Here is a 23,023-nt window from a genome sequence, read left to right on the forward strand (position 1 = left end):
GGGATCGTCAGTCCCGCTCGACGATCGGCAGCGTCGCCCAGCCCGCCGCGGCCGCGGCCTCGGCCGGGAACGGCGGAGGAGTGCCGCCGAAGGAGGGGCACAGCGCCTGGTGGTCGCACCAGTCGCACAGCCGGGTGCGGTTGGGCCGGAAGTCGCCGGTGGCCACGGCCCGCTCGATCGCCGCCCAGATGGCCAGCAGCGTCCGCTCGAACCGGACCAGCTCGCCCTCCTCCGGGGCGTAGGTCAGCGCGTCGCCGTCGCCGAGGTAGATGAGCTTGAGCTGGCTGGCCACCACGCCGCGGGTGCGCCACAGCACCAGCGCGTAGAACTTCATCTGGAACAGCGCCTTGGACTCGAACGCCTCGCGCGGCATCGACCCGGTCTTGTAGTCGACCACCCGCAGCGCGCCGTTGCGGGCGACGTCGAGCCGGTCGACGTACCCGCGCAGCAGCAGCCCGTCGGGCAGGGTCACCTCGACGAGCTGCTCGCGGCCCTCCGGCTGGATGCGGGTCGGGTCCTCCAGGCGGAAGTAGGTCTCCACCAGCTTCCCGGCCGAGGCCAGCCACGACTCCAGCGACGGCGGCTCCTGCCCCTCCTCGGCCGCGGTGAACAGCGCCTCGACCTCCGGGTCGGCGCGCAGCTCGTCCCACGCCGGGGTCACCAGCTCGCGGGCCGCCTCGACCGTCCGCTCCGCCGGCGGCAGGTCGTAGAGCCGCTCCAGGACCGAGTGCACCAGCGTGCCCCGCACCGCCGCGGCGCTCTTCTTCTCCGGCAGCCGGTCGATGGTGCGGAAGCGGTAGAGCAGCGGGCAGGTCTTGAAGTCGGCCGCCCGGCTCGGGGACAGCGAGGGCCGGCGCGGCGCGTTCGGCGCGGGTGCGTCGACGGGGGAGGCCGGGGAAGCGGCAGCCGCGTGCACGGGCTGCCCGGTGGTCGCCGTCGTCATGCCCTCGAGGCTAGGTCGCGGTACCGACGGTTCCGAGTGCCCGCGCCGCGCGGGACCGCCCGGGCCCTCGCCTAGGGTGGCCGCCCGTGGACCCGCAGCCCGAGCCCAGCCAGACCGCCGACAGCGCCGCACCCGCGCCCGCCGTCGACCCGGTCCCCGCCGACGGCCCTCCCGCCGCCCCTGTGCCGGGCGCCTTCACCGTCGGCGACCGGGTGCAGCTCACCGACCCCAAGGGCCGGCTGCACACCGTCGTGCTCGAGCCCGGCAAGCAGTTCCACACCCACCGCGGCGCCATCGCCCACGACGACCTCATCGGCGCCCCCGAGGGCTCGGTCGTCCACTCCACCGCCAACACCGGATACCTGGCCTTCCGCCCGCTGCTGGCCGACTTCGTGCTCTCCATGCCCCGCGGCGCGCAGGTCATCTACCCCAAGGACGCCGCCCAGATCGTCGGCAGCGGCGACGTCGGGCCCGGCATGCGGGTGCTGGAGGCCGGCGCCGGCTCCGGCGCGCTCACCTGCTCGCTGCTGCGCGCCGTCGGGGAGTCCGGCAGCGTCACCAGCTACGAGCGGCGCGAGGACTTCGCCGACGTCGCCCGCGCCAACGTGGGCGCCTTCTTCGGCGGCGTGCCCGCCAACTGGGACCTGCGCCTCGGCGACCTCGCCGACCACCCCGCCGAGGAGGTGGTCGACCGCGTCGTCCTCGACATGCTCGAGCCGTGGGCGGTGCTCCCCACGGTGGCCGCGGCGCTGCGCCCGGGCGGCGTGCTCGTCGGGTACGTGGCGACCGTCACACAGCTGTCCACCTACGTCGAGGCGCTGCGGGCGCAGGGCGTGTGGACCGAGCCCTACGCCTGGGAGTCGCTGGTCCGGCCGTGGCACGCCGTGGGCCTGGCCGTGCGCCCCGAGCACCGGATGGTCGCCCACACCGCGTTCCTGGTGACGGCCCGGCGGCTGGCCGAGGGGACCGTCGCCCCCATGCGCCAGCGCCGTCCCCAGAAGTAGCGCAGCGGGCCCTCTACCGCACCGCGGACGGTCCCGCGAGGCGGCGGCAACGGGGGTGTCACGGTCCACGCGAGCCCCCGGCACGCTGTCGGTCGGCGTGTATAGATTTGCCTCCTGGCTCCCCCCGAAGTGCGGAGGTGCGCGATGGGCCCCGGTCCTGTCAGTGGTCCCGACGAGTTCCGAGCGCGGCGCGAGCGTGACGTCTCGGCCCTGCTCTCCCAGATCTCCTACCTCGAGGAGGAGATCGGTCTGCTGCGCCGCAAGGTGGCCGACAGCCCCCGGCACGTGCGCGCGCTGGAGGAGCGGATCGCCGAGGCGGAGGGCCGCGCGGCCTTCCTCTCCGAGCGCAACGACAAGCTGGCCGGCACGCTGCGCGACGCGCGCGAGCAGCTGGTCACGCTCAAGGAGGAGATCGACCGGCTCGGCCAGCCGCCGTCGGGCTACGGCGTCTTCCTCGGCCGCCACGACGACGGCACGGTCGACGTCTTCACCGGCGGGCGCAAGCTGCGCGTCTCGGTGTCCCCGGCGGTTGAGTCCGAGACCCTGCGCCCCGGCCAGGAGGTCATGCTCAACGAGGCCATGAACGTCGTCGAGGCGCTCGGCTTCGAGAAGCAGGGCGACGTCGTCATGCTCAAGGAGCTGCTCGAGCCGGTCGACGGCGTCACCCAGCGCGCGCTGGTCATCGGCCACACCGACGAGGAGCGGGTCGTCTACCTGGCCGACTCGCTGACCGACCAGCCGCTGCGGGTCGGCGACTCGCTGCTGCTGGAGTCGCGGTCGGGCTACGTCTACGAGCGGATCCCCAAGAGCGAGGTCGAGGAGCTCGTCCTCGAGGAGGTCCCCGACATCGACTACACCGACATCGGTGGGCTGGCCCGGCAGATCGAGCAGATCCGCGACGCCGTCGAGCTGCCGTTCCTGCACGCGGACCTCTTCCGCGAGTACGAGCTGCGCCCGCCCAAGGGGATCCTGCTCTACGGCCCGCCCGGGTGCGGGAAGACGCTGATCGCCAAGGCGGTCGCCAACTCGCTGGCCAAGAAGGTCGCCGCGGTCAAGGGCGAGGGCGTCAACCAGGCCAAGAGCTACTTCCTGAACATCAAGGGCCCGGAGCTGCTCAACAAGTACGTCGGCGAGACCGAGCGGCACATCCGGCTGGTGTTCCAGCGCGCCCGCGAGAAGGCCAGCGAGGGCACGCCGGTCATCGTGTTCTTCGACGAGATGGACTCGATCTTCCGCACCCGCGGGTCGGGGGTGTCCAGCGACGTCGAGTCCACGATCGTCCCGCAGCTGCTCAGCGAGATCGACGGCGTCGAGGGCCTCGAGAACGTCATCGTCATCGGCGCCTCCAACCGCGAGGACATGATCGACCCGGCGATCCTGCGGCCCGGCCGGCTCGACGTGAAGATCAAGATCGAGCGGCCCGACGCCGAGGCCGCCCGCGACATCTTCAGCAAGTACCTGCGGCCCTCGCTGCCGATCAGCGCCGACGACCTCGCCGAGAACGGCGGCAACCGCGAGGCCACCATCGCGGCGATGATCCAGCGCACCGTCGAGCGGATGTACACCGAGAGCGAGGAGAACCGCTTCCTCGAGGTGACCTACGCCAACGGTGACAAGGAGGTCCTGTACTTCAAGGACTTCAACTCCGGGGCGATGCTGCAGAACATCGTCGACCGGGCCAAGAAGATGGCGATCAAGGAGCGCCTGGAGACCGGCGTCAGCGGTCTGCGGGTCAGCCACCTCATGCAGGCCTGCGTCGACGAGTTCAAGGAGAACGAGGACCTGCCCAACACCACCAACCCCGACGACTGGGCGCGCATCTCGGGGAAGAAGGGCGAGCGGATCGTCTACATCCGCACGCTCATCAGCGGCAAGGGCAGCGAGTCCGGCCGCGCGATCGACACGGCCACCAACACCGGCCAGTACCTCTGACCCCCACCCCGGCCGCCCCGCACGCGCGGGGCGGCCGGGTGCCGGGGCGCGCGGCGCAGGTCCGGAGGAGCCACGGCATGCCGACAGCACGGGGACGCGGGCCCCGGCGTTCCCGGGCGCTCGCGGCCGTCTCCGTCGCCGTCGTCCTGTCCGGGTGCAGCACCACCGTCGGCGGCGAGGCCTACTACGCCGGTCTCGAGCAGGCCAAGCCCACCGTGCCGCCGGCCCCACTGGGCAGCACCGACCCGGCCGCCCCGCCGCTGACCGGCACCTGCTGGCTGCTCGCGGACGGTCAGGAGGAGACGCCGCTGCAGTCGCCGCAGCAGGTGGAGTGCTCCGGGGACCACGACGCCGAGACCGCCGTCGTGGGCGACAGCGGCCTGGCCGAGGGCGACCCGCGGCCCACCGAGGCCGACCTCGACGACCCCGACAGCCCGGTGAGCCGGGCGCTGGACGACCTGTGCGGCCTCGACGTCGTCCGCGAGTACCTCGGCGGCGACGACCTCGACGACCCCTACGCCTACGTCGCCGGCTACCTGCCCGACGAGGAGCAGTGGGCCGCCGGCGCCCGCTGGGCCCGGTGCGACGTCTACTACGGCTACGACGCCCCCGAGACCGCACCCCGCGTCCTGCAGGGCGCCCTCGGTGCCGGCGACGACGCGTTCCGCGCCTGCTTCGCCGGGACCGTCACCGACTACGCGGTGGTGCCGTGCTCGCAGCCGCACGAGGCCGAGCCGGTGGGCACCGAGGTCGCCCCGCTGCCCGAGGACCCGCCCTACCCCGACGAGCCGGCCCGCCGGTCCCTCGTCGACAGCTGCACCGCGCCGGCGCAGGACTACGGCGGCGGGGAGGTCCCCAACGGCTACGTCGTCGACGTGTGGGTCGACACCCCCGGCGAGTGGGCCGACGCCGCGTTCGCCCGCTGCGCGCTCGTCCCCGCCGGGGGCGGCCGGACGACGACGTCGGTGCGTCCCTGAGGCCCGGCCCGGCGCCCCGGGACCTCGGGCGCGGGACGCCTAGGCTCGGTCCCATGAGCGCGCGCCGGGTCATGGGGACCGAGGTCGAGTACGGCATATCGGTGCCCGGGCAGCCCACCGCCAACCCGACGACCCTGTCCAGCCAGGTGGTCAACGCCTGGGCGGTGGCCGACGCACCCACCCGCCGGCGGCCGCGCTGGGACTTCGAGGAGGAGTCGCCGCTGCGCGACGCCCGCGGCTTCGACCTCTCCCCGGCCAACGCCCTGGACCACACCGACCTCGACGAGGACTCGGGGATGGCCAACGTCATCCTCACCAACGGCGCGCGGCTCTACGTCGACCACGCGCACCCGGAGTACTCGACGCCGGAGGTCACCAACCCGCGCGACGTCGTCCTGTGGGACAAGGCCGGCGAGCGGGTGATGGCCGAGGCCGCCCGCCGGGCCGCCCGCATCCCCGGCACCCAGCCGATCCAGCTGTACAAGAACAACACCGACGGCAAGGGCGCCAGCTACGGCGCCCACGAGAACTACCTGATGGACCGGCGCACGCCGTTCATCGACATCATCCGCGGGCTGATCCCGTTCTTCGTCACCCGCCAGGTCTTCGCCGGCGCCGGGCGCGTGGGCATCGGCCCCGAGGGCCGCACCCAGGGCTTCCAGCTCTCCTCGCGCGCGGACTTCTTCGAGGTCGAGGTCGGCCTGGAGACGACGCTCAAGCGGCCGATCATCAACACCCGCGACGAGCCGCACGCCAATCCCGACGAGTACCGCCGGCTGCACGTGATCATCGGCGACGCCAACCTCGCCGAGCTGTCGACCTACCTCAAGGTCGGGACGACGTCGCTGGTGCTGGCGATGATCGAGGCGCGGGCGCTGACCCAGGACCTGGCGATCGAGGAGCCGGTGGCCACGCTGCAGGCGGTCAGCCACGACCCGTCGCTGACCACGCTGGTGCGGCTGCGCGACGGGCGGCGGATGACCGCGATCGACGTCCAGCGGGCCTACCTCGACCAGGCCGAGCGCTTCGTCGACCGCGGCGGCGAGGCCGACGAGCAGACCGCCGACGTGCTGCGCCGCTGGGCCGAGGTGCTCGACGACCTCGCCGCCGACCCGATGCGGCTGGCCGACCGGCTGGACTGGCCGGCCAAGCTGCGCCTGCTCGAGGGCTACCGCTCGCGCGACGGCCTGTCGTGGGGCGACTCGCGGCTGCAGCTGGTGGACCTGCAGTACTCCGACGTGCGGCCGGACAAGGGGCTCTACCACCGGCTGGTGGCGCGCGGCTCCATGCAGCGGCTGCTCACCGACGACGAGGTGACCCGCGCGATGGTCACCCCGCCGGCCGACACCCGGGCCTTCTTCCGCGGCGAGTGCCTGCGGCGCTTCCCGGCCCAGGTGGCCGCGGCGTCGTGGGACTCGGTGGTCTTCGACCTCGGCCGGGAGAACCTGGTGCGGATCCCGACGATGGAGCCGCTGCGCGGCACCCGCGACCACGTGGGGCTGCTGTTCGAGTCGACGTCGAGCGCGCAGGAGCTCGTCGACACCATCACCGGCGGCTGATGACCCCGCCGGCCGAGGTCGCCCGGGGGCTGGCCGCCTCCGTGCTCGCGCCCGCGGCCGCCGAGGTGGACCGCAGCGGGGTCCTCCCGCGGGGCCACCTCGACGCGCTGGCCGACGCCGGGCTCTACGGCGTCATAGGCCCGGCCGACGCCGGCGGCCTGGACGCCGACCTCGGCACCTTCGCCGCCGTCGTCGAGGAGCTGGCCGCCGGCGACCTCGCCACCGCGTTCGTCTGGCTGCAGCACCACGGCGTGGTCGGCCGCGCGGCGGCCACCGGCTCGGACCCCGGCCTGCTGGCCGGGCTCTGCCGCGGCCGGGTGCGGGCCGGGATCGCGCTGCAGGCGGCCACCCGTCCCGACGCCGCACCGGTGACCGTCCGGCAGGAGAGCGGGGACCTCGTGCTCGACGGCGCGGTGCCGTGGGTGACCGGCTGGGGACTGGTCGACGTGCTGCTGGTGGCCGCCCGCGACGGCGACGACGTCGTGTTCGTCCTGGTGGACGCCGTCGAGGGGCCGACGCTGGCGGTGGTCCCGCAGACGCTGGTGGCCGTGCAGGCCAGCGCCACGGTGGAGCTGCGGCTGACCGGCCACCGCGTGCCGGCCGCGCGACTGCTGGGGCGGACGCCGCTGGACGAGGTCCGCGCCGGGGACGCCGCCGGGCTGCGGCTCAACGGGTCGCTGGCGCTGGGCCTGGTCCTGCGCTGCACCCGGCTGCTCGGTCCCTCGCCCCTGGACGACGACCTGGGCGCGGCACGGGCCCGGCTCGACGCCGCAGGTCCCGGGGAGCTGCCGGACGCGCGGGCGGAGGCCGCGGCGCTCGCGCACCGGGCGGCCGGGGCGCTGGTGGTCGCCACCGGCAGCGCCGCCGTGCACGCGGGCAGCGTGGCGGAGCGGACGGCGCGCGAGGCGCTGTTCCTGCTGGTCTTCGGTTCCCGGCCGGCGATCCGGACGTCGCTCATGACGCGGCTCGGCGCGGTCGGCTGAGCCCGCCGGGTGTCGGTACCTGCGGGTAGTTTCGGCACCAGCACGCACTCGGCGCGCACCAGGGGAGGGCACATGGCCACCAGGGACACCGGCGGGCAGCAGCGGGCGACGCGGACCAAGGAGGAGACCGAGGAGGTCGAGGCCTCGGTCGACACCGAGGTCGCCGAGCGCCACAAGGAGATGTCCGAGGACGTCGACGCCATTCTGGATGAGATCGACGACGTGCTCGAGGAAAACGCCGAGGAATTTGTGCGCAGCTATGTGCAGAAGGGCGGCCAATAGACCATTCTCCCGACAGCACTTCTCGTGCATCAAACAATACCAAGTATTGTCGGGATTGTGGTGAGGAGCGACCGGTCGGGGAGTTCACCTCCGACCGGTCGCGACGGGACGGCCTGAGCTTCTACTGCCGTGTGCACGCCCGTCGCCGGCTCCTGCGCGCCAAGGACGCACGTCAAGGGCCGCCCAAGAGCAGGCACCGCCGCGAGGTTGTCGTCCCGGACGGTCACAAGTGGTGCCCGGACTGCGCCACCGTGAAGCCGATCGACGACTTCGTGCGCAACAGGAGCCAGCCGTCCGGGCGGCAGCCGTACTGCAAGCCGTGCCACAACGCCCGCGGCAAGGCGTCGAAGGACAAGATGGGTGGGTCGCGGACCTACCACCTCAAGCGGCGCTACGGGATCACGGCCGCGGAGGCCGACGCCATGCTCGCGGAGCAGGCTGGCCTCTGCGCGATCTGCGGCAAGGCGCCCGCGGAGCACGTGGATCACTGCCACACGACCGGCAGGGTCCGGGCGTTGCTGTGCTTCAACTGCAACGGCGGTCTCGGTCAGTTCAAGGACGATCCCGAGGTGCTGCGGGCGGCCGCCGAGTACGTGCTCCACCACCGTGGCCTGCAGCCCGCTGCGCCTGCCCCGTCGTCGACGGAGGACTGAGCTCTCGGATGCCACCTCAGGGCGGCGAGCATGGCCACCGCGCCGGCGAGCAGCCCTCCCGATCCTCGCCGTTGTCGTCCTCCGGCCGGCTCCGCATCCGAGCCCGCGGTGTCACACGAGCAGGACGCCGGCTGCTCCGGCCGCGACCGAGCCGACGACGGTCAGCGCGGTGATGGCGCGCGCCACCCCGTCGCGCGGCGGGCCCGCGGCGGGAGGGTCCTCGAGCGGCGCGGGGAGGTCCCAGGCCTCGCACAGGGCCCGCGGCAGCACCAGCGCACGCCGCCGGTGCCGCTCGGCGAGCAGCGCGCACACCTCCGGCAGGCCGCGCAGACCCGACCAGGGGACCACCAGGTGCCCGTCGTCGGTGACCAGCCGTACCGCCACGATCCGGCCGAGCTCCGGGTCGGAGCCGGCGGACACCGCCGTGACCCGGGCGAGGTCCACCCCGTGCTCCCCGAGCGGGGTCCGCCCGACGAGCACCGTCCCGTCCAGGCGCAGCCGCCGGGGCAGGTCGTGCCGGATGCCGGAGAACAGGCTCCATGCGGCCGGGAGCGCCACCGCGGGGCCCAGGGCCGCCGGCCACATGGCGGCGCTGTCCAGGGCCGCCCGGCCCCAGGCCGCGAACAGCCCGCACAGCACGGCCAGCAGCAGGCCCGCTCCGGCCAGGACCGCGTGGCGCCGGCCGGCCGGTACCCGTGGCACGAGCGGTGCCGTCCCCGTGCCGGTCGTGCGTCCCCCGTCGGCCATGCCAGCCCCCTCCGGTCGGTGTGCGACGGCGCACCGTAGGGCCGACGGGTCCGCCGGACCAGGCCTGCCCGCGTCCCGGGTGGGCCGACAGCCGCGCCGGTAGGGTCGACTGCGAGCGCCGCGGAGCACCCGCGGCACGTCGAGGAGCACCCCGGTGGGGCGCGGAGAGGGTGGACGGGTTGACCCAGTCGCACACCGGCCGGAGCGGCTTCCCGCCCGCCTACCTGGACCGGGTGGGCTCCTCGTTCACCGACTTCCTCGCGCAGGCGGCGCCGGACCTGCTGCCCAGCCGGCGGCCGGTGCCGAGCGTGCAGGCCGGCGACCTCACGCCGCACGGCACCACGATCGTGGCCGTCACCTACGCCGGCGGCGTCCTCATGGGTGGTGACCGGCGGGCCACCATGGGCAACCTCATCTCCAGCCGCGACATCGAGAAGGTCTACCCGGCCGACTCGTGGTCGGTGATCGGCATCGCCGGCGCCGCGGGCATCGCCATCGAGATGGTCCGGCTCTACCAGGTCGAGCTGGAGCACTACGAGAAGATCGAGGGCCTGACCCTCAGCCTCGACGGCAAGGCCAACCGCCTGGCCCAGATGATCCGCGGCAACCTCGGCGCCGCCCTGCAGGGCCTGGCGGTCGTCCCGATGTTCGCCGGCTTCGACCTCGACGCCGCCGAGGGCGCCACCCCGGGCCGGATCTTCAGCTACGACGTCACCGGTGGGAACTACGAGGAGCGCGGATACGCCGCCGTCGGCTCCGGCTCGCTGTTCGCCAAGAACTCGCTGAAGAAGACCTGGCGGTCGGGCCTGGACGCCGGCGCCGCCACGCGCACCGTCGTCGAGGCGCTCTACGACGCCGCCGACGACGACTCGGCCACCGGCGGCCCCGACCCGGTGCGGCGGCTGTACCCGATCGTGTACCGCGTCGACGCCGAGGGCGCGGTGCGCCTGACCGACGCCGAGGTGGCCGAGGTCGCCGACACGATCATCGGCGAGCGGGCCGCGGCCGAGCGCCAGGACCTCACGGAGGCCACGCAGCGGGGGAGCCGGTCATGACGATGCCGTACTACGCCTCGGCCGAGCAGGTCATGCGTGACCGCTCGGAGTACGCCCGCAAGGGCATCTCCCGCGGCCGCAGCGTCGCCGTCCTCACCTACGCCGACGGCGTGCTGTTCATCGCCGAGAACCCCAGCTCCACGCTGCACAAGGTCGGCGAGATCTACGACCGGATCGGCTTCGCCGCCGTGGGCCGCTACAGCGAGTTCGAGAGCCTGCGGGTGGCCGGCGTGCGCCTGGCCGACGTCCGCGGCTACTCCTACAACCGCCGCGACGTCACCGGCCGGGTCATCGCCAACGCCTACGCGCAGACCCTCGGCGCGATCTTCACCGAGCAGATGAAGCCCTATGAGGTCGAGCTGTGCGTGGCCGAGGTGGGGGAGACCCCGGAGCAGGACCAGCTGTACCGGCTGACCTTCGACGGGTCGGTCGTCGACGAGCCGGACTTCGTCGTCATGGGCGGGCAGGCCGACGCCGTCACCGGGCAGCTGCGGGAGAACTTCCGCACCGGCCTGTCGCTGTCGGACGCGCTGATGGTCGGCGTGCGCGCGCTGTCGGCGTCCAGCCCGGCGCTGTCGGGCAACGGCGACCGCGGCCTGCTGCCGGCCGGGCAGCTCGAGGTGGCCGTCCTGGACCGCCGGCGGCCCAAGCGGGCCTTCCGCCGGGTCGTGGGCGCGGCGCTGGGGACGCTGCTGGGCGACCGGTCGGCGGGCGGGCAGGCCCCGGAGGGGACCACGCACGCGCACACGCCGAGCGCGCCGCAGCCGGGCACCCCGGCGGGCCTGGGCGACCCGGCCGCGCCCGACACCGCCGGGGGCACCGGCGGGTCGGGGGAGGGCAGCGGCCCCCAGCCGGTCCCGGCGGACGGCGTGGGCGGCGGCACCGACGGGGGCACCGCGTCCTGATCAGCGGCGGGCCGCGGCGGGAACCGGCCTGAGTCGCATCCGGCGCCTAGGCTCGGTCCGTGGACCGACGGATCTTCGGGATCGAGACCGAGTACGGCGTCACGTGCACCTTCCGGGGGCAGCGGCGGCTGTCCCCGGACGAGGTGGCCCGCTACCTGTTCCGGCGGGTGGTCTCGTGGGGTCGCAGCTCCAACGTGTTCCTGCGCAACGGCTCCCGGCTCTACCTCGACGTCGGCAGCCACCCCGAGTACGCCACCGCCGAGTGCGACGACCTCACCGAACTCGTCGTCCACGACAAGGCCGGTGAGCGGATCCTCGAGGGCCTGCTGGTCGACGCCGAGCAGCGGCTGGCCGAGGAGGGTGTCACCGGCGACATCTACCTGTTCAAGAACAACACCGACTCGGCCGGCAACAGCTACGGCTGCCACGAGAACTACTGCGTCGGCCGGCACGGGGAGTTCAGCCGGCTGGCCGACGTCCTCATCCCGTTCCTGGTCAGCCGGCAGCTGGTCGTGGGCGCGGGCAAGGTGCTGCAGACCCCGCGCGGGGCGATCTACTGCGTCAGCCAGCGCGCCGAGCACATCTGGGAGGGCGTCTCCAGCGCCACCACCCGCTCGCGGCCGATCATCAACACCCGCGACGAGCCGCACGCCGACGCCGAGCGCTACCGGCGGCTGCACGTCATCGTCGGGGACTCGAACATGAACGAGACGACGACGCTGCTCAAGGTCGCGATCACCGACCTCGTGCTGCGGATGATCGAGGCCGGCGTCCCGATCAAGGACATGACGCTGGAGAACCCGATCCGGGCCATCCGCGAGATCAGCCACGACATCACCGGCCGCCGCAAGGTCCGCCTGGCCAACGGCCGGGAGATGAGCGCGCTGGAGATCCAGGCGGAGTACCACTCGCGCGCGGCGGAGTTCGTCGACCGCGAGGGCTTCGGCCCGGTGCACCGGCAGATGCTCGAGCTGTGGGGGCGGGTGCTCAAGGCCGTCGACAGCGGCGACCTCTCCCTGATCGACCGCGAGATCGACTGGGCCACCAAGCTCTCGCTCATCGAGCGCTACCGCGCCAAGCACGACCTGTCGCTGTCCTCGCCGCGGATCGCGCAGATGGACCTCGCCTACCACGACATCAGCCGCAAGCGCGGGCTGTACTACCTGCTCGAGCGCCGCGGCCAGGTGGAGCGGGTGGCGCACGAGCCGCAGGTCTTCGAGGCCAAGAACGTGCCCCCGCAGACCACCCGGGCCAAGCTGCGCGGCGAGTTCATCCGCAAGGCCCAGGAGAAGCGCCGCGACTTCACCGTCGACTGGGTGCACCTCAAGCTCAACGACCAGGCGCAGCGCACCGTGCTGTGCAAGGACCCGTTCAAGAGCGTCGACGAGCGCGTGGAGAAGCTCATCGCGTCCATGTAGTCCGTGCACCTCCGCGGATCTGCACGGTGCAGATCCGCGGAAGTGCCCGGTCAGGCCTCGTCGGGGAGGGGCACGCGGACGGCGGCGTAGCGGCCGGCGGCCGCGGCGGCGAGGAAGTAGGCGCGCTCCTCCGGCCAGCCGCGGCCCATCGTCGACAGGGTGACCGGCGAGAGCTGCAGCGCCTCGTCGAGGCCGTCGACGTCGACCCACACCACCCGGTTGCGCTCGGGCTGCCCGGCCAGGTCCTCCTCGACCTGCTGGCCGAGCTCCGAGCCCAGCCCGCGCGGGGCCACCAGCGTCACGCCGGCCATCGCCACCCGCCCGAACGCGGTGAGCGAGTGGTGGGAGACGCCGCGGTGCCGGGGGCGGGGGTCGGCGTCGGAGATCCGCAGCGCGCCGATCGGCTCGCCGCCGAGCACGCTGACGGCGTTGCACGCCTCGCCGGCGGCCACGCCGGAGAAGCCCCACGGCGTGCCGGTGCCCAGGTTGCCCGGTCCCTGGGTGACCACGGTGACGTCGGCGCCGAGCACGTGCCGGGCGGCCAGCAGGCCGGTGTGCAGGGTGACGGCCTCCAGGTCGCCGCCGAAGGCCTGCCCGACGGTGACGACGCCGGCCAGCGACGGCGCCAGCGTGTGCAGCGTGCGGGAGAACCCGGCGACCAGCGCGCCGCCGTCGGTCATGACGTAGGCGACCTTCAGGTCGGGGTCGGTGGCGAACAGGCCGATGAGCACGGCCGGCAGCGCCGAGTGCAGGTCGGCGACGACGACCGGCATCCCGCCGAGGTCCTCGGCCGCGGCGATGGTGTCGTGGTGCTCGGTGTCCTGCTCGTCGACGCCCTGCACGCTCACCTGCAGCGGCGTGTAGCGCGCCTTGACCAGGTGGCCGGGGCCGGTGGGGTCGGGGGGCAGCCGGTCGGGGACGGCGACGACGAGGGCGTACCCGCCGGTGCCCAGCCGCTGCGCCCACGCGGTGGTGTTGAGCAGCACCGCGTCGCCGACCTCGGGGACGCCCACCAGCGACGGGTGCGCCAGCGAGCGCACCTCGCCGTCGCCGGGCACCTCCACGGTCAGCTCCAGGGCGTCGCGCCAGCTCCTGCCGATCGCGGTCACCGTCCCGCGTCGCCAGCGGATCCGTCGCACGGTCGTTCCGTTCTCCCCCACGGGGGGAGAGTAAGGACCCCGGTGCCCCCCGCGCCTCGCCAGCTCGGTGCGGGCCCCTGCACCGGGGCCGCTCCGAGCGGCGGTCCGCGGCCCGGGACGGGTGCTCCGGCCCCGGGCTGACTAGCCTGGGGCGCGTGTCGGCGAAGCGGGCGGAGCGGCTGGTCAACCTGGTCATCGCCCTGCTCGGGACGCGCCAGTACGTGACGGCCGCCCGGATCCGCGCGATCGTCCCCGGGTACGAGCCCGACGACGGCTCCGCCCGCGCCGACGAGGCGTTCAAGCGGATGTTCGAGCGGGACAAGGCCGAGCTGCGGGAGATGGGCGTCCCGCTGGAGACCGGCCGCACCAGCGTCTTCGACACCGAGGACGGCTACCGGATCGCCCGCGCCGACTACGAGCTGCCCGAGATCACGCTGACCGGCGAGGAGGCCGCCGCCGTCGGCCTGGCGCTGCGGCTGTGGGAGTCCGCCCAGCTCGCCGGGGCCGCGCAGAGCGCGCTGGTGAAGCTGCGCGCCGCCGGGGTCGACGTCGACCCGGCCCGGGCGCCGATCTCGCCGCGGCTGGACTCCGACGAGCCGGCCTTCGAGCCCTGCTACGCCGCCGCGCGTGACCGGCGGGTGCTGCAGTTCGACTACCGCCGTCCCGACGAGGACGCCCCGGCCCGCCGCCGGGTGCAGCCCTGGGGCGTCGTCGCGTGGCACGGCCGCTGGTACCTGGTGGGCCTGGACCTCGACCGGCAGGCGCCGCGGGTGTTCCGGCTCTCCCGCGTCGTGGGCACGCCGCGGGCCAGCGGGCCCGAGCACGCCTTCGAGCCGCCGGCCGACGTCGACCTCGCCGGGCTGGTCGCCGGGGCCTTCGGCGGCCGGGGAGAGGAGCAGCTGGTGGTGGTGCGTGCCCGCCCGGGCGCCGCGGTGGGGCTGCGCCGGTGGGCGACGCCGCTGGGCGCCGGTCCCGACGGCGACGACCGGCTGCAGCTGCGCACCACCGAGCCCTGGCGGCTGGCCGACCAGCTGGCCGCCTACGGTCCCGACGTGCTCGTGGAGTCCCCGGCGTCCGTGCGCGACGCCGTCGTGGAGCGGCTCACCCGGCTCGCGGCGACGGGGGCGAACCCGTGACCAGCCCGGCCACCAACGAGCGGATGACGCGGCTGCTGTCCCTCGTCCCGTACCTCACTGCCCGGCCCGAGGGCGTGCCGCTGCCGGAGGTGGCGCGCGACTTCGGCGTCCCCGAGCGGCAGCTGCGCCGCGACCTCGAGCTGCTGTGGATGTGCGGGCTGCCCGGCTACGGCCCCGGCGACCTCATCGACCTGTCCTTCGAGGGCGACCGGGTGCGGGTCACCTTCACCGCCGGGATGGTCCGCCCGCTGCGGCTGACCACCGACGAGGCGGTCGCCCTGGTCGTCGCGCTGCGGACGCTGCTGGACCTGCCCGGCCTGGCCGAGCAGGAGGCGGTCAGCCGGGCGCTGGCCAAGGTCTCGGCCGCCGCCGGGCACGCCGCCGAGGGCGTCACCCCGGTGGCGCTGAGCGTCGACGCCCGCGAGCAGGCCCTCGCCGTCGTCCGGCAGGGGCTGGAGCGGGGACGGGCGCTGCACCTGCACTACTACGTCCCCACCCGCGACGAGCGCACCGAGCGCACCGTCGACCCGATGCGGCTGCACCTGGTCGACGGCCGCTGGTACCTGGAGGCGTGGTCCCGGGAGGTCGCCGGGGTGCGGCTGTTCCGCCTCGACCGCATCGACGACGTCCGGGTGCTCGACGAGCCGGCCGCCCCGCCGCCGCAGGCCGCCCCGCGCGACATCGAGGCCGGCGTCTACCAGCCCGCTCCGGACGCGCCCGTGGTGCGGCTGCGGCTGGCCCGCACCGCCCGCTGGGTGGCCGAGTACTACCCGGTCGAGGACGCCCGCGAGGTCGACGACCCGCCGGGCGGCCTCGCCGTGGCGCTGCGCACGCACGACCTGGCCTGGGCCCGCCGGCTGGTGGCCTCCCTGGGCGGCGCGGCGACCGTCGACGAGCCGGCGGAGCTGGCCGAGGCCGTGACCGCCGACGCGCGCGCCGCCCTCGCCCGGTACGGCGCCTAGGGTCTCCCCGTGCTGATGCTCGTCGTCTGGATCGCCGTCCCCGTCCTGTGCCTGGTCGTCCTGGGCGCCCTGGCGTACGGGCTGCTGGGGGCGTTCCAGCGGCTGGGCCGGGAGCTGGCGGCCGCCGAGCGGGACGTGCGGCCGGTCCTCGAGCAGGCGCAGGCGACCGCCGCCCGGGCGGCGGCTGTGCAGGCGGGGGCTGTGCAGGCGGGGGAGGGGCGGGCCGGCGAACGGCGGGCGGACGCGGGCTGAACGCCGCCCGCACGACCGCTCGAGGCCCCGGGGACGAACACTCCTCGGCGTAGCATCAGCCCCGCCCCCCGCGACCTGGAGGACGCATGAACCTCGGCCCGCTCGAGATCGGCCTGATCATCCTGGCCGTCCTGCTGCTGTTCGGCTACAAGAAGCTGCCCGACGCCTCGCGCTCGCTGGGCCGCTCGATGCGCATCTTCAAGGGCGAGATGAAGGGCATGAAGGACGACGACGCGCGCGCCGTGCCGCCGTCCCCGGCCTCGCCCGCCGCGCTGCAGGCCGCCGACGCCGACCGGCGCGCGCAGCTCGAGGCCGAGGCGGCCGCCGCCGAGGCGCGCGCCGCGGAGCTGCGGGCCCGCGCCGCGCAGCCCGGCGCCGCCGACGCACGCTGACACCGCCGCAGGAGCGCACCGTGAGCGGTCCGTCGCTGCGGCGCCGCCGGCGCCGGCCGCCGCGCGACCCCGAGGCGACGATGAGCCTCATCGCGCACCTCACCGAGCTGCGCAACCGGGTCGCCAAGGCCCTGCTGGCGCTGGCGCTGGGCACCGTCGCCGGCTTCCTCTGGTACGACCACGGGCTGCTGACCTTCCTGTCCGAGCCCTACTGCTCGGTGCCGCCGGAGCTGCGCTACCAGGGCGCCGAGGACTGCCAGCTCGTCGTCCTCGACGTCTTCGGCGGGGTGCTGCTGCGGCTGAAGATCGGCCTCATCGCCGGCGCGGTGCTGTCCTCGCCGTTCTGGCTGTGGCAGCTGTGGGCGTTCATCACCCCGGGGCTCAAGCGCAACGAGAAGCGCTACGCGGTCTCCTTCGTCGCCGTCTCCACGTCGCTGTTCGCCCTGGGCGCGGTCCTGGCCTACGTCACCCTCTACAAGGGCCTGGAGCTGCTGCTCTCCCTCGCCGGTGACGAGGTCGCCTTCCAGCTGACCGCGGCGGACTACCTCGGCTTCGTCGTCAGTCTGCTGGTGGCCTTCGGGCTGAGCTTCGAGCTGCCGCTGGTGGCCGTCGCGCTCAACCTCGTCGGCGTCCTGTCCCACGCGGCGCTGGCCCGCAGCCGGCGGTGGATCTTCTTCCTCACCATCGTCTTCGCCGCGTTCGTCACGCCCACCCAGGACCCGTTCACGATGCTCGCGATGGCGCTGCCGATGGTGGTGCTCTTCGAGCTGGCCATCCAGGTCGCCCGCGTCGTCGACAAGCGGCGGGCCCGCCGGGAGGCGATCGAGTCCTTCCACGACGTCCCCGACGGAGAGGCGTCCCCGCTCGACGCCCGGCCCTCCCCGCTGGACCGGGAGCCGACCGGCCCCGAGGACCTCGTGGCCGGCCCGCCGGCGGAGCGCTCCCGCCGCTGACTCAGGCCGCCGCCAGCGCCGCCAGCAGCACCTGCCGCGGCGGGGCCTGCGGCGGGCCGGCCGGCCGGCCCTCGCCGGCCTGGTCGGCGGGCGGGCGCCCGGGCCGCCACCCCTCGGCCAGCATCGCGGCCACCCGGGGGTGCACCGCGGTCAGCGCCGACGGCGGGTCGACCAGGTGCGCGTGGCGCAGCACGGCCCGGCCCACCACCGGGTCGGCGCCCGCGGCGGCCATCACCAGCCAGCCCGGCAGCGGCGTCCCGGGGCCGAACGCCGGGGGCCCGCCGCCCCACCCGGCGCCGTCGCGGGCCGCCCGCCAGGCCGCCGCGCGGGCGGCGTCGGTGCGGCAGCCGTCCTCGAACCAGTCGTGCAGCTCGCCGCGGACCCAGTCGTCGACCTGCGCGCGCCAGGACCGGGCGTCGCCGGGTGCGTCGGCCACCGCGCCGGCCAGCCGCAGCGCGTGCGCGACCGCCAGCGCCGAGCCGCGGCCGAAGTGCGGGTTGCTGGTGCTCACCGCGTCGGCGAGGGGGTGCAGGCCCAGCGGCGCGGCGTCGTCCAGTAGCCGGAAGGTGCTGCGCAGGCCGCCCATGACCATGACCGGCGAGATCGGCACGGCGCGCGCCGGATCGGTCCACAGGGCGGCCAGCGGCACCGCCCGGGTGGCCGCCTCGAAGCTGGACAGCTCCCGCAGGCAGGCGAGGTCCTCGTCGTCGGGAAGCCGGGTGAGGCAGACCGAGAACGTGCCGGCGTCGTGGGGGAAGACGAGCACCGCGTACCCGTCGCCCTCGGCCACCGAGACCACGCCGCGCTCCACGGGCCCGAACTCCGCCCCGGGCAGCAGCCGGTAGCGGCGGGAGACGTACACCTCGTCGGTGGGGACGTCGACGGTGTCGCCGGACCAGCGGCGCGACAGCCGGCCGCGCCGGCCGGTCGCGTCGACGACGAGGTCGGCGGGCAGCACCGCGCCGTCGACCAGCCGCACCCCGGCGACCGCGCCGCCGGCGGTCTCGACGTCGGCCACGGCGGCGTGCCGCAGCTCCACGCCGGGCTCGGCCTCCGCCGCGGCCTGCAGCACCCACTCCAGCGTGCTGCGCCGGCACCACAGCGCGCGCAGCCCGTCGGGGAGGTCGACCGGGGCGGCGCCGTGCGCGACCAGCGAGGCCAGCACGTCGGGCAGGCCGGCGTCGAGCTCGGCGTGCAGCCGGGCGAGGAAGGCGTGCGGCTGGTGGAACTGCGCCACGCCCCGGCGCTCCCAGGCCGCCGCCGCGTCCACCCCGGCGGGCCGTGCCGTGCCGTCGCGGTCCACGACCCGCACCCGGTGCCCCTGCCGGGCGAGGGCCAGGGCGGCGGTGAGGCCCGAGATCCCGGCACCAGCGACGACGACCTGCACGACGACCTCCCGAGGACCCGGACCTGACCAGCGCGGACGCCCGGTGGTTGCGCTGGGCACCGACTGGGTGAGCCGGCTCATGGACCCACCGGGCGACGGCGGGTGTCAACACCGTGACGGTGTGGCGACGAAGAGTGCGGCCTGAGGCGTGGCGGGCGGGCTCCGGGGCTCCGACCTGGGGCGATGGGCTCCCGCGTCGGAGGTAGGAGGCCCACCGGAGATCGTTGCCGAGCCGTAACGTGGGCCGGCCGCAGCCGCGCAGGGGAGGAGGACCGGATGGGCGTCGACGTCGCCGTCCTGGTCAGCGCCGCCGCCGGCCGCGGCCGGGCGCGCACCGTGTCGGCGACCGTCCTGGAGGCGCTGCGCCGCGGCGGGCTCACCCCCACCGTGCTGACCGCCACCACCCGCGCGGAGGCCGAGCAGGCGGCGGCCGCCGCCGTCGCCGCCGGCACCGCCGCCGTGGTCGCCGTCGGCGGGGACGGCACCGCGCACGCCGCGCTGCAGGCGGTCGCCGGGACCGGCACGCCGCTGGCCGTCGTCCCGGCCGGCACCGGCAACGACCTCGCGCTGGCCCTCCACGTGCCGCCCGAGCCGGTGGCCGCGGCGACGGCGGCGGCCACCGACCTGCGCGAGGGCGCCGTCCGCACCCTCGACGCCGGGCGCACCGGCGACCGCTGGTGGGCCACCGTGCTGTGCTGCGGCTTCGACTCCGCGGTCACCGACCGGGCCAACCGGCTGCGCTGGCCGCGCGGGCCGCGCCGCTACGACGTCGCGATCCTCGCCGAGCTGGCCCGGCTGCGGCCCCGGGAGGTCACGCTCACCCTCGACGGCGCGGCGCGGACCCTGCCGGTCACGCTGGTCGCCGTCGGCAACACCGCCTGGTACGGCGGCGGCATGCGGGTGTGCCCCGACGCCGACCCCGCCGACGGGCGCCTCGACGTCACCGTGGTCGGGCCGGTGACCCGCCGCGAGCTGGTGCGCACCCGGCCGCGGCTCACCGACGGCACGCACGTGGCGCACCCCGCCGTCACCGTGCACCGCGCCGCGCGGGTGGAGCTGGCCGGGGCGGGGCTGACCACCTACGCCGACGGCGAGCCGGTGGCCGCCCTGCCGGTGGTCGCCGAGGCGGTGCCCGGCGCGCTGCGGGTGGTGGGCTCGGCGCGTCCCGCGTGATCAGGTGACCTGATCGTGCCGCGTCCTGGCTCTACGTCGGCGGTGAGCCAGGACGCGCGGCGGTGAGCCAGGACGTGCCGAAGCGGACTCGTCACACCCCCGTGTGGACCGTTATCCCCAACTCAGGCGCCGAACGACGCGAGGGAAGGCCCGGCGACGACGAGGGGAGCGGCTCGCGCGATCGGCGGCGTCCCGCCCGCGCTGAGGACATCCCGGCGAGCGCCTAACGTGGAGCGCATGTCCAGCCCCGCCGAGCGGTACGCGGCTGCCCGGCGGCGCAGCGCGCACCCGACCCTGGCCGACTTCACGTCCGACCTCGGGTTCTCCCTCGACCCGTTCCAGGTGGAGGCCTGCGAGGCGCTCGACGAGGGCGCCGGGGTGCTGGTGTGCGCGCCCACCGGGGCCGGCAAGACCGTCGTCGGCGAGTTCGCGGTGCACAAGGCGCTGGCCGAGGGCCGCAAGGCGTTCTACACGACGCCGATCAAGGCGCTGTCCAACCAGAAGTACAACGACCTCGTCGACCGCTACGGCGCCGACCGGGTCGGCCTGCTGACCGGCGACAACGCCGTCAACGGCGACGCCCCGGTGGTGGTGATGACCACCGAGGTGCTGCGCAACATGCTCTACGCGGAGTCCCCGGCCATCGACGGTCTCGGTTACGTGGTCATGGACGAGGTGCACTACCTCGCCGACCGATTCCGCGGCGCCGTGTGGGAGGAGGTGATCATCCACCTGCCGGCGTCGGTGACCCTGGTGTCGCTGTCGGCCACGGTGAGCAACGCCGAGGAGTTCGCCGACTGGCTGGTCACCGTGCGCGGGCACACGCGGGTCGTCGTCAGCGAGGTGCGGCCGATCCCGCTGTGGCAGCACATGCTCGTCGGCAACCGGGTGTTCGACCTGTTCAGCCTGCGCCCCGCGGCGCACGCCGCCGAGCAGGGGGAGACGCCGCGGACGCTGTCCACCCGCGACCGCGGCGCCAGCGTCGTCGACCCCGAGCTGGTGCGGTTCGTGCGCGAGTACGAGCGCCGGCTGGACACCTGGGGCGGAGGCGGCGGCGGGTCGCGGCGTGACCGGGACCGCGACTGGCACAAGCCCCGCTACCGCCCGCCGGCCCGCCCGGAGGTGGTCGAGCGGCTCGACCGCGCCGGGTTGCTGCCGGCGATCACCTTCATCTTCAGCCGCAACGGCTGCGACGCCGCCGTCGCCCAGTGCCTGCAGTCGGGCCTGCGGCTGACCGACGAGTCCGAGCGCGCCGAGATCGCCCGGATCGTCGACGAGCGCACCGGCGGCCTGCCCGACGAGGACCTGCACGTCCTCGGCTTCTGGGAGTGGCGCGAGGGGCTGCTCGCCGGGATCGCCGCCCACCACGCCGGCCTGGTCCCGGCGTTCAAGGAGACCGTCGAGGAGTGCTTCGTCCGCGGCCTGGTCAAGGCCGTGTTCGCCACCGAGACCCTCGCGCTGGGCATCAACATGCCGGCGCGCACCGTGGTGCTCGAGCGGCTGGTCAAGTGGAACGGCGAGGCGCACGTCGACGTCACGCCGGGGGAGTACACGCAGCTCACCGGGCGCGCCGGGCGCCGCGGCATCGACGTCGAGGGGCACGCCGTCGTCGTCTGGGCGCCGGGCATGGACCCCTCCGTCGTCGCCGGGCTGGCCAGCACCCGCACCTATCCGCTGCGCTCGTCGTTCCGGCCCAGCTACAACATGGCCGTCAACCTGGTCGGCTCCTTCGGCCGCGCCCGCGCCCGGGAGCTGCTGGCCTCCTCCTTCGCCCAGTTCCAGGCCGACCGCTCGGTGGTGGGCCTGGCCCGGCAGGCGGCCCGCTCCGAGCGCGACGCGGAGAAGTTCGCCGCCGAGATGAGCAGCGAGGGCGGCGACGTGCTGGCCTACGCCCGGCTGCGGCGGGAGATCGCCGACCGGGAGAAGGAGCTGTCCCGCGACTCGCAGGCCAAGCGCCGCATCGAGGCCGCCGACGCGCTGGCCGCGCTGCGCCCCGGCGACGTCATCCGGGTGCCCTCGGGCCGCCGGCAGGGCCTGGCCGTCGTCCTCGACCCCGGCGTCACCGACCTGTCCGACCCGCGGCCGCTGGTGCTCACCGAGGACAAGTGGGCCGGGCGGCTGGGCAGCGTCGACTTCCCGACGCCGGTCACCGCGCTGGCCCGGGTCCGGGTGCCGAAGAACTTCAACCACCGCAGCCCGCACGCCCGCCGCGACCTCGCCTCCACGCTGCGCTCGGCACGGCTGGAGAACGACCTCGGCGCGCGGCGGGTGAAGAACCGCTCCGCGGCCGCCGACGACCCCGTGCTGCACGACCTGCGCCGCGCGGTGCGTCACCACCCGGTGCACGCGCTGCCCGACCGCGAGGAGCGGGTGCGCTTCGCCGAGCGGTACCTGCGCGCGGTCGCCGACGCCGAGGCCACCCACCGGAGGATGGCCGAGCGGACCGGTTCGCTGACCCGGCAGTTCGACCGCATCTGCGACGTCCTGGAGGAGCTGGGCTACCTGGTGCCCGAGGTGGTGCCGCTGGTCCCGGCCGACACCGAGGAGCCCACCCCCGTCGACGACATCCCGCGGGTGACCGAGGAGGGACGGCGCCTGGCGCGGATCTGGTCGGAGGCCGACCTCCTGGTCGCCGAGTGCTTGCGCGCCGGGACGTGGCGCGGGCTGGGCCCGGCGGAGCTGGCCGCGGCGGTGTCGACGCTGGTGTTCGAGGCCCGCCGGGAGATGCCCGGCCAGCCCGCGGTCCCGGCCGGGAAGGTGGCCGGCGCGATCGCCGAGATGCGTGGCATCCGGGCCCGGCTGCAGGACGTCGAGCTCGACCGCGGCCTGCCGGCCACCCGTGACCTCGACCTCGGCTTCGCCTGGGCGGCCTACCGGTGGGCCGACGGGCAGAGCCTCGACCGGGTGCTCGCCGGCGCCGAGCAGGCCGGCACCGAGCTCTCCGGCGGCGACTTCGTCCGCTGGGCGCGGCAGCTGGTCGACCTGCTCGACCAGCTGGCCAAGGTGGCCGACGAGACGGTGGCCGGGGTGGCCCGCGCCGCGGTCGGCCGGGTCCGGCGCGGCGTGGTCGCGGTCGCGGTCAGCGGCTGACCCGGCCGGGGGAACGGCTCCCGACGCGGAGGGCGACCACGGCGCGCACGGGCTGCCGGAGGCCTCCGGTGGTGCACAATC

Annotated in this window: 21 protein-coding genes; 17 read left to right on the forward strand and 4 right to left on the reverse strand. The window is 75.1% G+C overall.

The window, feature by feature from the left end:
• Window positions 1–7 precede the first annotated feature (7 nt).
• Window positions 8–943 carry a RecB family exonuclease gene (locus tag FN207_RS12125; RefSeq protein ID WP_142458769.1) on the reverse strand — a complete coding sequence of 312 codons (936 nt, stop codon included), beginning with the start codon at window positions 941–943 and terminating at the stop codon, window positions 8–10.
• Window positions 944–1,029: 86 nt separating this feature from the next.
• Between FN207_RS12125 and FN207_RS12130 the strand changes: the two genes are divergently transcribed.
• The 7 genes from FN207_RS12130 to FN207_RS26930 all read left to right on the forward strand — a co-directional run bounded on the left by FN207_RS12130 (window position 1,030) and on the right by FN207_RS26930 (window position 8,333).
• Entirely contained in the window at window positions 1,030–1,947 is a 918-nt protein-coding gene (locus FN207_RS12130; protein WP_281282138.1) for a tRNA (adenine-N1)-methyltransferase, read from the forward strand.
• 144 nt (window positions 1,948–2,091) lie between these two features.
• Complete coding sequence (gene arc, locus FN207_RS12135) at window positions 2,092–3,879, forward strand: proteasome ATPase (RefSeq protein WP_142458770.1); 1,788 nt, start codon at window positions 2,092–2,094, stop codon at window positions 3,877–3,879.
• Window positions 3,880–3,956: 77 nt separating this feature from the next.
• Window positions 3,957–4,856 carry a septum formation family protein gene (locus tag FN207_RS12140; protein ID WP_142458771.1) on the forward strand — a complete coding sequence of 300 codons (900 nt, stop codon included), beginning with the start codon at window positions 3,957–3,959 and terminating at the stop codon, window positions 4,854–4,856.
• 53 nt (window positions 4,857–4,909) lie between these two features.
• Window positions 4,910–6,415, forward strand: coding sequence for a depupylase/deamidase Dop (gene dop, locus FN207_RS12145; protein WP_142458772.1), 1,506 nt, complete (start codon window positions 4,910–4,912; stop codon window positions 6,413–6,415).
• On the forward strand, window positions 6,415–7,398 hold the full coding sequence (locus tag FN207_RS12150) for an acyl-CoA dehydrogenase family protein (protein ID WP_142458773.1): 984 nt from the start codon (window positions 6,415–6,417) through the stop codon (window positions 7,396–7,398). Before dop ends, FN207_RS12150 begins: the two co-directional genes overlap by 1 nt.
• 72 nt (window positions 7,399–7,470) lie before the next feature.
• Window positions 7,471–7,680 carry a ubiquitin-like protein Pup gene (locus tag FN207_RS12155; RefSeq protein WP_110907074.1) on the forward strand — a complete coding sequence of 70 codons (210 nt, stop codon included), beginning with the start codon at window positions 7,471–7,473 and terminating at the stop codon, window positions 7,678–7,680.
• A 251-nt stretch (window positions 7,681–7,931) separates the two neighbouring features.
• Window positions 7,932–8,333: an endonuclease VII domain-containing protein gene (locus FN207_RS26930; RefSeq protein ID WP_246066003.1), complete on the forward strand. Its 402-nt coding sequence runs from the start codon at window positions 7,932–7,934 to the stop codon at window positions 8,331–8,333.
• A 111-nt stretch (window positions 8,334–8,444) separates the two neighbouring features.
• On the opposite strand, the gene FN207_RS12165 is transcribed toward FN207_RS26930, so the two are convergent.
• Complete coding sequence (locus tag FN207_RS12165) at window positions 8,445–9,080, reverse strand: hypothetical protein (protein ID WP_142458775.1); 636 nt, start codon at window positions 9,078–9,080, stop codon at window positions 8,445–8,447.
• A 179-nt stretch (window positions 9,081–9,259) separates the two neighbouring features.
• Between FN207_RS12165 and prcB the strand changes: the two genes are divergently transcribed.
• From prcB to pafA, 3 genes are read left to right on the forward strand one after another with little or no spacing between them, the layout of a single operon-like run.
• Window positions 9,260–10,135, forward strand: coding sequence for a proteasome subunit beta (prcB, locus tag FN207_RS12170; RefSeq protein ID WP_142458776.1), 876 nt, complete (start codon window positions 9,260–9,262; stop codon window positions 10,133–10,135).
• Complete coding sequence (gene prcA / locus FN207_RS12175; protein ID WP_142458777.1) at window positions 10,132–11,040, forward strand: proteasome subunit alpha; 909 nt, start codon at window positions 10,132–10,134, stop codon at window positions 11,038–11,040. The genes prcB and prcA overlap by 4 nt, the downstream gene beginning before the upstream one ends.
• Before the next feature lie 59 nt (window positions 11,041–11,099).
• On the forward strand, window positions 11,100–12,458 hold the full coding sequence (gene pafA / locus FN207_RS12180; RefSeq protein WP_142458778.1) for a Pup--protein ligase: 1,359 nt from the start codon (window positions 11,100–11,102) through the stop codon (window positions 12,456–12,458).
• A gap of 50 nt (window positions 12,459–12,508) precedes the next feature.
• On the opposite strand, the gene FN207_RS12185 is transcribed toward pafA, so the two are convergent.
• A complete protein-coding gene (locus tag FN207_RS12185) occupies window positions 12,509–13,618 on the reverse strand; it encodes a DUF3866 family protein (RefSeq protein WP_246066004.1) in 1,110 nt (369 codons plus the stop codon).
• A gap of 134 nt (window positions 13,619–13,752) precedes the next feature.
• Here FN207_RS12185 and FN207_RS12190 point away from each other — a divergent pair, with 134 nt between their 5' ends.
• From FN207_RS12190 to tatC, 5 genes are all read left to right on the forward strand, one after another.
• Window positions 13,753–14,733: a helix-turn-helix transcriptional regulator gene (locus FN207_RS12190; RefSeq protein ID WP_142458779.1), complete on the forward strand. Its 981-nt coding sequence runs from the start codon at window positions 13,753–13,755 to the stop codon at window positions 14,731–14,733.
• Complete coding sequence (locus tag FN207_RS12195) at window positions 14,730–15,695, forward strand: helix-turn-helix transcriptional regulator (RefSeq protein ID WP_185938310.1); 966 nt, start codon at window positions 14,730–14,732, stop codon at window positions 15,693–15,695. Before FN207_RS12190 ends, FN207_RS12195 begins: the two co-directional genes overlap by 4 nt.
• A gap of 9 nt (window positions 15,696–15,704) precedes the next feature.
• Window positions 15,705–15,947, forward strand: coding sequence for a hypothetical protein (locus FN207_RS12200; protein WP_425459848.1), 243 nt, complete (start codon window positions 15,705–15,707; stop codon window positions 15,945–15,947).
• 86 nt (window positions 15,948–16,033) lie between these two features.
• Complete coding sequence (gene tatA, locus FN207_RS12205; protein WP_142458780.1) at window positions 16,034–16,339, forward strand: Sec-independent protein translocase subunit TatA; 306 nt, start codon at window positions 16,034–16,036, stop codon at window positions 16,337–16,339.
• A 20-nt stretch (window positions 16,340–16,359) separates the two neighbouring features.
• Window positions 16,360–17,292 (forward strand): twin-arginine translocase subunit TatC, encoded by a 933-nt coding sequence (gene tatC / locus FN207_RS12210; protein ID WP_246066005.1) that lies wholly within the window; start codon window positions 16,360–16,362, stop codon window positions 17,290–17,292.
• 1 nt (window position 17,293) lies between these two features.
• On the opposite strand, the gene FN207_RS12215 is transcribed toward tatC, so the two are convergent.
• Window positions 17,294–18,679 carry an FAD-dependent oxidoreductase gene (locus FN207_RS12215; RefSeq protein ID WP_142458781.1) on the reverse strand — a complete coding sequence of 462 codons (1,386 nt, stop codon included), beginning with the start codon at window positions 18,677–18,679 and terminating at the stop codon, window positions 17,294–17,296.
• A gap of 276 nt (window positions 18,680–18,955) precedes the next feature.
• On the opposite strand from FN207_RS12215, the gene FN207_RS12220 reads away from it, so the two are divergent.
• On the forward strand, window positions 18,956–19,852 hold the full coding sequence (locus tag FN207_RS12220; RefSeq protein WP_142458782.1) for a diacylglycerol/lipid kinase family protein: 897 nt from the start codon (window positions 18,956–18,958) through the stop codon (window positions 19,850–19,852).
• A 237-nt stretch (window positions 19,853–20,089) separates the two neighbouring features.
• Window positions 20,090–22,942: a DEAD/DEAH box helicase gene (locus FN207_RS12225; RefSeq protein ID WP_142458783.1), complete on the forward strand. Its 2,853-nt coding sequence runs from the start codon at window positions 20,090–20,092 to the stop codon at window positions 22,940–22,942.
• Window positions 22,943–23,023 lie beyond the last annotated feature (81 nt).

Origin of the sequence: Geodermatophilus aquaeductus (assembly GCF_900182545.1) — a bacterium.
Taxonomy (GTDB): Bacteria; Actinomycetota; Actinomycetes; order Mycobacteriales; family Geodermatophilaceae; genus Geodermatophilus; species Geodermatophilus aquaeductus.